Source organism: Microbulbifer sp. ABF4_107 (genome assembly GCF_056312215.1).
Map to the genome: position 1 here is coordinate 2,208,877 of NZ_CM149983.1, position 12,810 is coordinate 2,221,686.

General features: G+C 56.6%; 9 protein-coding genes. 5 read left to right on the top strand and 4 right to left on the bottom strand.

Annotated elements, in window-relative coordinates:
• Positions 1–125 precede the first annotated feature (125 nt).
• Positions 126–1,385, bottom strand: a complete 1,260-nt coding sequence (locus ACYX4K_RS09165; protein WP_475092421.1) for a serine hydrolase domain-containing protein — start codon at positions 1,383–1,385, stop codon at positions 126–128.
• A gap of 140 nt (positions 1,386–1,525) precedes the next feature.
• The gene (locus ACYX4K_RS09170) at positions 1,526–1,825 is read right to left on the bottom strand and encodes a hypothetical protein (RefSeq protein ID WP_475092420.1); all 300 of its coding nucleotides are present in this window, start codon (positions 1,823–1,825) and stop codon (positions 1,526–1,528) included.
• On the opposite strand from ACYX4K_RS09170, the gene ACYX4K_RS09175 reads away from it, so the two are divergent.
• Genes ACYX4K_RS09175 through gmtX form a run of 5 tightly spaced genes read left to right on the top strand, consistent with a single transcriptional unit; the run spans position 1,824 to position 9,912 of the window.
• Positions 1,824–2,273, top strand: coding sequence for a VPA1267 family protein (locus ACYX4K_RS09175; protein ID WP_475092419.1), 450 nt, complete (start codon positions 1,824–1,826; stop codon positions 2,271–2,273). The genes ACYX4K_RS09170 and ACYX4K_RS09175 overlap by 2 nt on opposite strands.
• On the top strand, positions 2,270–4,456 hold the full coding sequence (locus tag ACYX4K_RS09180; protein ID WP_475092418.1) for an ATP-dependent DNA helicase: 2,187 nt from the start codon (positions 2,270–2,272) through the stop codon (positions 4,454–4,456). Before ACYX4K_RS09175 ends, ACYX4K_RS09180 begins: the two co-directional genes overlap by 4 nt.
• Positions 4,456–5,928 (top strand): gamma-mobile-trio recombinase GmtY, encoded by a 1,473-nt coding sequence (gene gmtY / locus ACYX4K_RS09185; RefSeq protein ID WP_475092417.1) that lies wholly within the window; start codon positions 4,456–4,458, stop codon positions 5,926–5,928. The genes ACYX4K_RS09180 and gmtY overlap by 1 nt, the downstream gene beginning before the upstream one ends.
• Positions 5,928–9,272: a gamma-mobile-trio integrase GmtZ gene (gene gmtZ / locus ACYX4K_RS09190; RefSeq protein ID WP_475092416.1), complete on the top strand. Its 3,345-nt coding sequence runs from the start codon at positions 5,928–5,930 to the stop codon at positions 9,270–9,272. Before gmtY ends, gmtZ begins: the two co-directional genes overlap by 1 nt.
• On the top strand, positions 9,262–9,912 hold the full coding sequence (gene gmtX / locus ACYX4K_RS09195; RefSeq protein WP_475092415.1) for a gamma-mobile-trio protein GmtX: 651 nt from the start codon (positions 9,262–9,264) through the stop codon (positions 9,910–9,912). The genes gmtZ and gmtX overlap by 11 nt, the downstream gene beginning before the upstream one ends.
• 104 nt (positions 9,913–10,016) lie before the next feature.
• Here the strand turns inward: gmtX and ACYX4K_RS09200 are convergent, their stop codons facing one another.
• Together ACYX4K_RS09200 and ACYX4K_RS09205 are read right to left on the bottom strand one after the other, a co-directional pair.
• Positions 10,017–10,340 carry a hypothetical protein gene (locus ACYX4K_RS09200; RefSeq protein WP_475092414.1) on the bottom strand — a complete coding sequence of 108 codons (324 nt, stop codon included), beginning with the start codon at positions 10,338–10,340 and terminating at the stop codon, positions 10,017–10,019.
• A 346-nt stretch (positions 10,341–10,686) separates the two neighbouring features.
• Entirely contained in the window at positions 10,687–12,243 is a 1,557-nt protein-coding gene (locus ACYX4K_RS09205) for a hypothetical protein (protein WP_476178676.1), read from the bottom strand.
• Positions 12,244–12,810: the final 567 nt, after the last annotated feature.

The following is a 12,810-nucleotide window of genomic DNA, read 5'->3' on the forward strand; positions in this document are numbered from 1 at the left end:
CGGTCCGCGCATCGGCAGACAATTCAAACTCAGGGGAAGCAATATTGGGACGGTCACGCGCAATTCAAGCGCGCGACAGCTTAAGCATGCGGTATTGACGAGAAGCGGACGACGGGAGACAGCGGCTATTTTTTAGACGCCGCAGCAATAGCCTGTACCAGCTTGCCATTACCGGTGATATCCGCAATGAAGTTGCCGGTCAGGTCAGAGATAACACGGGACTCCGCGTTCATCAAAATGACAATGCCCACCTTGCGCTTCTCGGAATACGCAATGGCGGCACGGAAACCGGCCACCCATCCGCCGTGGAAGACAATGCGATCATCCCCCACGGTGTACAGCCGCCAGCCGAGGCCGTAACCGGCGTGGTCGATATAGTCACGCCAGATGCGGTGGCGCAGGTGGCGCCGGGTCTCTACCCGCTCGGTGGTAAGGTCGTTGATGACCTCGTGAGACAGCACGTCCGGATAGTAGCCCATCTGCGCCTTCAGCCACTGGGCCATGTCGCTGATACTGGCATTCACACCCGCCGCCGGTGCAGCCAGATAGTACTCTTTTTCCACCTTCACCGGGCGCCAGCCCTTACCGGTCTGCACATGGGGAGCCGCGCGATTGCTCGCCGCCATAAAGCTCTCCCACCCCAGCGAGGCGTCTTCCATCTTCAGCGGGGTGAAGAAACGCTCTTTCAACTGGCGGCCGTATGGCACACCGGTCGCTTTCTGGATGACGTCTTCAATCAGGCTGAACAGGACGTTCTGGTAGCCGTAACACTTGCCCGGGGCACAGTGAGGGTCGATGGAGGCGAACTTCGGCAGGATTTTGGACAGGGGCCGATTGTCTTCCAGATAGTTGTCGTAGGCGTTGGGAGTAAGCCCGGAGGAGTGACTGAGCAGGTGCTGCACCTGCAGCTGCATGGACAGCGCCGGGGTTTTGAAACTGAGCTGGGGCACGTAGCGCACGACCTTGTCGCCCCAGTTGAACTTGTGTTCGTGCTCCAGCACCGCCGCCATGCTGGAGGCAAATGTTTTGGACACCGAGGCCAGGCGGAACACCGTGTGCGAGGTGACCTTCTGGTGCTTGCCCTTGATTCGCACGCCGTAGGTGTTCATGGCCACCACCTGGTCGCGGTCCACAATCACGTAAGCCGCCCCGGGAATACCCTGCTGCTTCAGCAGCTGGCGAAAATAGCGGTCAAATTCCTGGGCACTGGCTTCCACACTCTTCGCCACGGCCTTGTTGCCCGTACGCGCCGTGGCGGATTTGTCACCGCGACCGGCATCGGCAACCGCCTGCCCTGTCGCGCCGACCAGCGCGAAAGCGACAATAAACGGCACCCACGCGCCACGCAGATCACTGTAGATTCTGTGGAAAATGCCCTGGAACACCTTGAGTTACACCATGTGCGTTACTGCAATCCGCCAAACTGCCCGTCCGTTGAGCGGCCCATCGCGCCCCTCGGCCGACAGGCGAGGCGCCTCCCCAGATCAGACTGTGCCGGATTTTGTGTGGAAGTCTGAATATAAGACTAGCAGCCCGGCAAATAATTCTTCGCCCGGAAACCCTCGGTCACCGCATTCCGGGCAGGGGCGCATTGTAATAAAACTGGAACAAGCGCGCATGTTAGCGCACTTTTTACGCTCTCTGTCGCAAGAACCTTTTCTTCAGGCACAAAAAAACCGCCTTGCGTTATCACCAGTAGGTAGATTGTAATATTTGACCTATATGAAAGCCGCTTCTGACGCCAGAAGCGGCTTTTTTGTGCTTGACGATATTGGAAATAACCAGCAATAATAGACATATTATTAAGGGAGTTAATAATCGCCATGCAGGACCCTGCGAACCTTTCGGGCCAGGAGAGGGCCGACCTCAACCACACTACTTTTATTTCGTGGATGGCGGCAAAAACCGATGCTGACTACCGCGAGATGGTTTTTCGTGGGCAGCTCAGCCGGCAGGAAATTGCCAAAGAGTGCGGCTTTTCGAAAAGCGTCTTACACCAAAACCCTCGGGTTAAAGAAGCGTTGAAGTCCCTGGAGGACGAACTTAGGGAAAGGGGAATTCTCCCGCCTCTTGCCTCTGCACCAGACCCCTCCTCACCGCCCCCATCACCGAATCCCGCCAATCCCCGAGCCGCCGCTGACAAAGCGCGCCTAAAGCGCCTTGAAGCCGAGAATGCCGCGCTGCGCGCGGAGATGATTGAGTTGCGCGCCCAACTGGAGCGCTACCGACGAATGGATACCGTACTGACCTCTACCGGAAGGTTGCCCCTGTGACCCTGCCCAGTTTTAACGTGCGGGTGAGCACGGTGCGGAGTCAGAACCCGCAAGGTCGCGGCGGAGCCATCTTCACCGGTATCGAGGTCGATGAGGATGGTGCGCGGCGTGACGCCAAGAGCCACCTGGTCGTAAAGGCCCCCCGTTGGTTACTGGGCACGTCGGTTGAGGTGGGACAACTCTGGCGAGTCACGGGCCACGCCACTCCCAACACCATCATCGTCAACGGCTATCGCATGACGGAGCAAACTTTGGTTGCCGAGGCTCTGGATTTGCTGCGGCCCTCGGGCGAGCACATCGTTACCATGCTGGCGGAATCAGATGCTTTTGCGGGGATAGGACGGGTAAAGGCACGGCGCCTTTGGGACCACTTCGGTGAGGCGCTGTACGACATTTTGGATGCTGGGGATGTGGGCCGGCTCAAAGAGGCAATGACCGATGAGGCCGCGCAGAACCTGGCTGCGGCATGGCGTACTTGGGGCGATACGTTCACGCTGCAATGGCTGCAAGCGAAAGGCTTTCCGGTCGCGCTCGGTCGCCAAATCACTGAGCATTTCAGTCCCGATGCCGCGAGCAAGATTGAAGCGAACCCCTACCGGCTGATCAGCTTTGCGGCAAACTGGGCCACAACGGACAAGCTGGCCCGAGAAGCGTTTCACATCGCCGAGGACGACCCAAGGCGACTGGCTGGCGCCGTTGAAGAAGCTCTATACGGGGCGTTCGATGCCGGGCATACCCGAATGACCAGCGCTGCCCTGGCCGACCGTATCGGTCGCCTACTGAAGTGCCAAGATCGGGCGCTGATCGAGCGGGCCATCGCCGAGGCCGAGAAAATGGAACGCTTCCTGCGTCGTGGCGATTACCTGCACGCGGCCGGCCCTTACGTGCTGGAATCGAGCGTCGCCGAGTACATTGCGCAGCGCGCATCTTCAAAGGCGCCACTGCTGGATGCCGCAGTCCTGTCCGAGATGTTGTCCCAGTATCAGGCCGAATCTGGGATCACGCTGGAACCTCACCAGGCTGCTGCCATACGGCTTGCAAACGATAGCGCCTTCGGCGTAATTACCGGCGGTGCCGGCACCGGCAAAACCACCGTGCTGCGCGCCATATTCGAACTTTGTCGACGGGCTGGCCTGGAGTTGTTTGCTATGGCCCTGTCGGGCAAGGCCGCCCGGCGCATCGGCGAGGCCACCGGTCACCCGTCAGTGACGATTGCGGGATTCCTGACGCGGTTCGACGCAGGTACCGCGCCCGATCGCGCACTGGTGGTGATCGATGAGTCCTCCATGGTTGACCTCTTGAGTGCCTATCGCCTAATTCGCCACCTGCCCGACAGTTTCCGGATTCTGTTGGTGGGCGACCCCAACCAACTCCCCCCTGTAGGTCCCGGACTGGTCCTGCATGAAATTGCCCCTCTGCCTGGTTTGCCCCATGTTGAACTGCAGAAGGTAAAGCGTTACGGGGGGATTATTGCCGAATCCGCCAACGCGATCCGTCACGGGCAGTGGCCGGACATACCCGACAGCCCGAGCAGCGACATTGCGTTTATCCCCTGCGAGCTTGCACAGATAAACGACACCGTGCTGGAACTTCTCACCCGCGACCCGGATGGAACACAAATCCTCTGCCCAACCCGCACGGCTGTGGCGGGAGGAGTCACAGCACTGAACGCGCTCTGCCTGCAAGCATTGCATGGGAACAATGCCGAGGCGACATTCTGGAATCACGAATATGAGTCGATCCAGGGTACTGGGCTCAGGGTTGGGTCACCGGTCATTTGCCTGAAAAATGATTGGGAGAAAAACCTGCAAAATGGATCACTGGGGGTAATCCTGTCCGTGGAGCCGCCCAGTCGCGAGGCGGCACCTGGGCAGCGCATTGCGGTGATTCGATGGGATGATGGCAAGGAGCGAGACCTGACCCCGGAACTGCTCCCCCACCTCGAACTTGCCTATGCCATCACCGTGCACAAGGCCCAGGGCAGCCAGTGGCCGCGCGTCATCATCCCGGTGCGCCACTCCCGCATACTGGATCGGACGCTGCTGTATACGGGGATCACACGCACCCAACAACAGGTGATTCTGGTTGGCGACGTGGCTGCTGCCAAGGCCGCAGCAGAGGCCCCCGCAAGCGCCTCCCGGCGTCAGGTAGGCCTTGGGTCAATGTTACAGGAGTTACTGTAATGACCCATGTGGTGGTGCGCTACAAGGTCGCCCGAGACAACACCGGTATCTACGAGGAAATCCCGGTCGTCCTCACAGAGTTCGGCCCACTGATGCCTCTTGTCCACTACATCCTCAAGCATCGACACGTCATGTCAGAAAGCATGATCAATAAGTTGGTGCAGGCTGTGGGACTGCTGGTCGACTATATGGAGGCAAATCATGCGGCGTTCGCCGAGCCCAAAGACCTGTTCAACACCTTTGTACAGCGACTCTACAGCGGCACCATAGGCCCTGACGGCAGCGATCCGAGCGACCTTTACTGGGATGCCCGCAAGCCAAAATTGGTGCGCACGCTGGTGAATCAGCTTTCACGCTTCAGCGACTGGATGACCGAGGAACTGGGTACGAAAGCGTTGAACCCTTGGCGCAAAGCCACCCGTGCCGAAGAGCAATTGGCGTGGGCTGCATGGCATCACAAGCGCAACCGCGCCTTTCTGGGGCATACCATGAGCGTTGACGCAGCCAGGCTCGAAATGAGCCGCGCCAGGTCTGTAATGCTCCAGAAAACCCCTGTCATTGATCACGAGCCGGTCAAATACTTTCCGGAAAATCGCATTCAAGAGCTATTGCTCAGTGGCTTTATCGTTCCTGGCAAACAAAAGAGTCCACGTATCCAGGAGCGGCTCAACCTGCGCGATATCCTGATCACGATGCTGATGAATTTCGGGGGCCTGCGAATCAGTGAGCCATTCCATCTCTACATTCACGATGTAACCCACGACGAAACCAACCCCGGCAGCGCCCTGGTCCGTGTATTTCATCCGAGCCTGGGGCAGGCGCCGACCAATCCTCGGGATGCCAGAGTCAAACGGGTCACTCAATCTCGCCGAGACTACCTGCGCAGCGAGTACGGGCTGTTACCACGCACCGAGTATAAAAGTTCAGACGCCATGCATGCGGGCTGGAAGGGCAATGCGCTAGACGGCTCGCATCACTTTATGGACGTGTACTGGGGCCCAACCTGGGCGGGGGAGCTCTTTTGGAAGCTCTGGGTGTTCTATATGGCGCAACGAGCACAGCTCAATCCCAACCATCCGTTTGCGTTCGTGACGCGCACAGGTAAACCCTTTGGCATCAAGGCATTTAGGGCCGCCCACAAAAAGGCGGTCGAGCGAATCGGTCTGGTGGAATCTAAGCCACTCGGAACCTCACCGCACGGTCATCGCCATGCCTATGGCCAACGGTTGTCCGACTTGGGCCTAGGTCCGATCTTCCTGAAGAAGGCGTTGCACCACAATTCATTGGAATCGCAGGCCGTTTATACGGAACCGGATCGTGTGAAGCTCAAGCGAGCTATTGATGCTGCGGAGGCCCGAAAGGAACACAATTCCAACGACGCACCGCCGGACCTACTTGAGTACGGCTTCACCGACGTTGATCCACTGGGCCTGTTGTCCGGCCCCAACCCCAGATTGCTGAGGAAACGTTAATGGCCAAAAAAAGGATAAAAAAATTCGACCCCGATTTCCGTTTCCTACTCGATCTTGACCCGGCACTTGAGGAATGGCGGGCGCTGACAGCTGAGTACTGGCAGGTGTGTCCCAGTACTGACATAAAAAATAGGAAGGCAGCCCTCACCGCTTTCCTCGTTGACTACCTGCACGCCCAGCAGCTGCATCTCTTTCCTGTCGCTGCGTTGTTTGAAAAGAGCCGGATACTGCCAAAGGCTGATGAGGCACTGGGGCTGGCATCGATGAAAAGCAACGCCGACAGAAAGCACGACTATGTCAGCGATTTCCTCGACTGGATACTGCGGTACAAACTCGCTGAGCCGGACGCGAACGGCGTTCTCATGGTGCCTGAGCAGCTCGCCAGCCCTTTCCTGAGGCAACGATCAAAGACTGTTAAATTTGACTCTGATTTCCGTTTCCTGCTTGATCTTGACCCGGCGCTCGAGGAATGGCGGGCGCTGACAGCTGAGTACTGGCAGGTGTGTCCCAGTACTGACATAAAAAATAGGAAGGCAGCCCTCACCGCTTTCCTCGTTGACTACCTGCACGCCCAGCAGCTGCATCTCTTTCCTGTCGCTGCGTTGTTTGAAAAGAGCCGGATACTGCCAAAGGCTGATGAGGCACTGGGGCTGGCATCGATGAAAAACAAGCGCGACGCCGACAGAAAGCACGACTATGTCAGCGATTTCCTCGACTGGATACTGCGGGAGAAGCTCGCCGTGCCAGATACAGACGGCCACCTTATTGTCCCGGCACAGCTTGCCAATCCCTTTCCGAGGAGGGCGGGCAAGATGATTGGCAAGACATCCGACCTGACCTTTGCCCATGTGCGAGCATCCGACCCCAGGATGGAGGACTGGTGCGACCTGGCCGAAGAGTGGCTAAAGAACCAGAAAACAGGTGTTGCGGACCGCCGCGATGCTCTCGACAGGTTTCTCACGCGCTACATTATCGACCAAAAGCTGGGTCGTAACTTCGGGCAGTTCTTACTGCGCTCGACGGTTAAACCCGATTTTGCCGATGTGCTGGCAGGTGGCAAGAAGCGCGGTGAGGAGGTGTTATCGAGGGAGAAGATAAAATTTGTGAATTATATTTCTTCCTTCCTCGAGTGGGTTCTGGAAAACAGGCTGGGTGATCCCGAGACAGGCATGTGGGACAGGGCTCGCTTCCACAACCCTGTGCAAAGCTTGAGTGCCAAGGGTATTCCCATCAATTCTCAATCGGATAAGGCGGCACTCTCGATTCTCTACATTCGCGAGCTGCGCGGTATGCTAGCGGAGGGGCGACACTTCCGGGACTGGCGATGGGCGCAAACAGCGATAGGTGAATCCGTAGGCCGCGGTGACTGGTTCTTGGCTGATCCAAAACGAATCGATCCCAAGGACCCCGACTGTGTTTTCCGTAGACGTACTGCTACCGAGTATGAAATTAAGAAAAAGGGCTACCCAGCCGAGATTTGTGAGTTGTGGTCGCCGGTGCGTGCAGTCGCCCTACACCTGAAGCTGCTGCTGCCGCTGCGCACCTATCAGGTCCGTATGCTCGACTCGGGCGAAGCGGATACCTGGCGCTACGAGCATGGGCCGGCCGGTGGCGGATTCGTGCGTAATCAAGGCCACCTTTCCTTCGGCAGCGAAAAGCGCCCTTATCAGCGCGGTGTGTTCCACCGCAGCGTGAATGAGCAGGAGGCGGGCCTGTACATTAACAGCAACAAGACCGCCGACGCCAATAAAACGGAGAACGAGAAAGGTTATGTGATCCCGTGGTCCGAACCAGAGGTACTGTACTGGCTGGATAAACTGCGTAACTGGCAGGAACGGTACAATCCAATCGTCGCACCGACGCAATGGGCGGATCTGGAAAGAAAGCACTTCGGTAGAATACCGCCACACCCCGATGTTTTGGCCGAGCGTGTCTCGGCCTGCTTCCTATTTCGCGATCCCACTGAAGGGAAAGGCGACAGGCCTATTGTTGATTCATCAATAAGGCTCCTCTGGTACAGACTGCTGGAGCGGCTGGAGCAGCGTTGCGCGGATCGAGGAGAGACGCTGAATGATGGCGCGCCACTGCGGTTTGTTGAGGAGGGCTCTAAAACAAACACGCTCTTCCCATTGCACGCCTTGCGCGTGTCGCTGATATCCTATTTTGTCCTCGACCTTAAGCTGCCGATTGCCATTGTTTCCAAGATGATCGCCGGTCACGCCACGATCATCATGACGCTCTATTACACCAAGTTCGGCAAGGCGTATATGCGCGAGGTGATGAGCGAACTGGAAAAAAATGAGCTGGAAGCGGACCAGGCCAATCATCGCCGTTTCCTGAGCGAGTCTACGTTTGAACAGATCGGGCAGCGATTCGCCTTTACGTCTGAGGATGCTCCCAAGGCGGCGGCGGCGGTCAGATCCGCAGCGTCATTTGTCTTCGACGACAAGGGAATTTGTCCCAATGGCGCAACAATGTGCGATGTAGGTGGTGAGGCGCTAAGGCCCGATAGCAATAATTCCGACTACGCCCCTGTTCCGGGCTTTCCGCAGGACCGCAACTGTGTACTCTGCCGTTTCTTTATCACTGGGCCGGCCTATCTGCCGGGCCTGGTGGCGCATTTTAACACCGTCAGCGAAAAGCTCCGTCGTCAAAGTGAGCGACACGCGGCACTTGACGAAGAGCTGCGTCGATTGGAGCGATGCAAGCATGAGGCGGAAGCGGAGGACCGCCCCTTCTTGCTCGCGAAGGATCTGGCTCAGATCTCCAAGCAAGCCGAATCCGAGGCGATTGCGTTGCAAAACCTGGTAAACGTTTTGCAGGCAACGAACCACCTGATCCATCGGTCCATCGAGATCGCCGAAACCGAGAAAGACGGGCTACCCCTGGTTGCCAAGGGCAGCATCAGCGACCTCAAGACCGGTTTTATTGAAACGCAATCGGTGCTGCACCAGTTAGAAGTCGTTTGCGAGAACGCGGTCGTCTATCCCGGCATCGATGCCGGCCACGCGACCCTGCGGCGCTCGCAAATGCTCGATGCCATGCTCGACTACAACGGTATGAAGCCTGTGATGATGCACCTCACCGAGAAGCAGCAATTGCTGGTAGGCAATGCGGTCATGCAGCTCATCCAGGTACGCACCGGTTCCATCAAGGATTCACTTCCTTACGCTGAATGTCGTCGCAAACTGCAGGAAATCGGCCTGGACAGGGATCAAGTGCTCAAAGAGATTAATGACGTGGCTGAGGGGCATTTGGTCGGCCACCCTGGAAAAACATTAATCGACCACACCAAGAACAAGCCGGCCCTGATCCCAACGATGGAGGTTTCCGATGCCGATTGATCCTGAAGACCTACTGAAACAGCTCAAGAAAACCGCAACGCCCCGCAAGCAGAAATCACTGGAGGTGATACACGACGTGTGCCGTGAGCAATATGAACGCGGCAGCCGGGACTTCTCCGTGGCCACCATTGCGCGCATTGCCGCTGATCGGAATGGGCCAGGCAGGGGCGCGATTCACAACAAGACGGGCGACGATTACAAGGGGCTCATCAAAGCATGGGCTGAGCATACCGGGGGCGTTACCCGCAAGGTGCGCCGGGCCGCCGAAAACCCTTACGATGCCCTGATTGAGAAAATAGAAAACCCGGCGTTACGCTCCATGATGTCTGGCGTCTTGGCCGAGAACCGAAAAATGCACCATCAGATATCACTGCTTAAAGCAGAAAATGGGCGGGTGATCGACATGCGACCTGCACAGTCGGCGGACCATACCCCAGTTGAAGTTCTGCCCGCCGCATCCGGACTTCTACCAACCGAGATTGATGCCCTGCGTCACGCGATCAGTGATCGGCTGTTGGAGGATATGGGCTGGAAGATTGACGCTCATGGTGGGGTGCTCAACGAGCGGGGCCGCCAGATTTTCAAGATCGGGTTTGCGCAAGCGATCCGCAAAATCATCGGTGATGATGAGGAAATTTAATAAATAAGGCAGTTTGGCGACTCGCTGAAGAGCGACTACGAAGTGGTGGCAAATCAATTAGTGAGCCGCTGACTCATTAAAAACTACCATGGGCGTCGATAAAATTATCTGGCGACAATTTTCAAATTAAGTCCTGGCGGGCTAAAGTCGTAAGCGATTTTGTACTGCGGGAATATTTCTACAATGAAGCTCATAGCTCGGTCTATGGCTTCTGCGGGCTGGTGTAATAAAACGGTTTTTTTACGGAAACCGATTTCATCTATATGTTCTTTCGCTGAAATCACTGCGCGTGCAACCATCTTTATTACTTCTATTTCTTCATGGCTATTAATCGCCCTGTCAATTACGTCCGATGGTGACTCGAAGCCAGTGACGTTGGTCTCTAACTTTTGAAAAACACCGGCAGATATCCTAAGTACTTTGCTCATGCTCACGCCCAATCGTAACATTGCTATATTTGTAACAATGTTACGAGAGTAAAGCCAACCGTGCAAGAGCTAGCTTGTGAATCTACCCACTCTCTCAATGAAGCGTGTTTAGTCAGGCTAGACAGCACGCTCTGGGGCTGATTTAGAAGACTCGTGGCGGCTTAATTCTTATTTTGGACGAAATACGATAACGGCTTATGGCGCGTTGATCGTCTACGGTTGACACCAGCTGACGGACGCAAGTGGTAAGGCATTGGACGCGGCAATGCGCGAGTGAAGGGAGCCCGCTTCGGGTGCCACCAGCATCGAGCTATGGCGGCACGTACACTCCGAAGCGGTGTCGTGGTTACTGGAATCGATTAGCCGCAATGCTCCAGCGCGTGCCGTCGTGCTGCTGCCAAATCGCAGTGGCAGTGCCAGTGCGATCCACCACTAGCCGGTAGGCACCCGCATGGCCCGCATCGTTCCCCTCAATAAGCTGGGGTGTGCCCCAGTCGCCGGTCTTTGCGTAGGTGGTCGCGCGGATATTTGACCGCAGACTACTGTCTGTCCAGGACCAGATCAGCAGGGCGTTGTCGTCGGGGGTGAAGGCGAGAGTGGGTGAGGAGACGCCCTGCGTGACAACAGTTGCCGCCTCACTCCATCCGCTAGCGGGGGTGTAGCGGTTGACCGCGATCGACCGCTCTGCGCCGGAGTAATACCAAGTGGCTATTGCATTGCCCTTGGAATCAAAAGCGACCTTTGGTGCATAGGCGTGGTAGGTGTCATTGGTCTCGAGGAGCTGGGCTGTGCCCCAGCCGCCACCCTTGCGGTAGACATTGCCCCAGATGTTGCTGCGCTGGTTGTCAGATTGACGCCATACTGCGATCGCATTACCTTCGCCGTCCACGGCGATATCCGGGTATTCATAGGCACTGCCGGCATTCGCTTCAATCGGTACCGCCTGTCCCCACTGCCCGCCGGAATAGATGTTGGCCCACATACTGTAGGGGGTACGGTCGTATTGCAGCCAGACAGCTGCTACAGTGCCATTGCCGCCCGCGGCAAAGGTCAGGTAAGCGGCGTTCTCTGCATTGTTTTCGAACAATACCGGCGAACCCCAGCCAGTGATTTCGGAATAGGTGGCCGACCACAGGCTGCTTCCTAATTTCCACAGCGCCAAAGCGCTGTCCTGCGCGACAAACGCGAAGGATGGGCGCACCTCGCCGGGCGATTCCAGCGGGGTCAACTCAGGGGTGCCCCAGCCGGTGTCGGGGTGGTAGGTGTTCAGCCAATACTTTTTGTCTTTAATCGCATTCCCTTCATAGGTGAGGTGCTGCCAAACGGCAATCGCGCTTCCATCAGCATCAACGGAAATCGAAGGAGAGGTTCCACCGCCTTCTACCGCATCGTCAATGCGTATAGGAGTATCCCAGCCATTGCCTGGGGTATAAGTTGTTGCCCAGATTTTGCTACGGGTTCCATCAGACTGTTCCCACACAGCTACGACGCGGCCTTCGGCGTCGACACCAATCGCTGGGCTTTCGGCGCTGCCGGCATCATCCGTTTCAACCAGCTCTTCGCCATGCCAGTAGCGGCATACGACTTGAATATCATTAACTGCGCCGCCACTAACCGTACCGCTGCCATTCTGTATGGCGCACAGTTGTTTATCGGGATGGCTGGATACCGTCACCTCATATGTGCTGCCATCATTCATGGCGCTGGAGAACTCAAAGCTGTTGCCGTCGACAGTCAGGGTATCTACGCCGTTGTTCTGCAGCGCCAAACCAGTATTCACTAGACCTGAAACCGTTCCGCTGATGGTGTAGGTCGGCTGCGGATTAGTGCTTGTATCGGGATCGGAGGGATTATCGCCACCGCCACCGCCACCGCCACCGCCACCGCCGCAGGCTGCTGTCAATAAAGTAAATAAAAGGAAGGCCGTGTGTGATATGGCGCGATAATTGAGCATCATATGAATCAACTTTTAAGTTGGTGGTGAGATTTTTTATTGTTAACTGACTGATATTTAGCCCTAAAACAAAAAAGGGCGTATTGAGATCGTCCACCTGTTGGCGGTGTGTGATTTTTATTCGAATCAGTCGTAGTTCACATTTTATCAAAACGATGCTTGTGGATTCGGTCGCTAAAGTCAACCGTCTAGCGCATTCTTCGTGCTCCGTAGTAAAGGTTGTGTAAATAACACTAGGTGGCACAAAGAAGTGGATAGCTGTCGCTAAAGACTGCACTGACGGAAGGAGGTCGAATAAGCGGAGGCGGTCTCAAGGGTCGTGGAATAAATGGGAGGGGCCCGCGGAGCGGGAGGGCAACCGTTTATGCCGCGAAAGCCCTTGATACCGACGTAGCGGTAAACACTTCGGGGTGCCGGTCCGGGTTGTTTTTTCAACCCGGACCGGCTGCCCCACGGCGAGTGCGGGGTTTGGGGCGGAGCCCCATAAGCGGAAAAGCCCAGGTCAAGGCCTGGGCT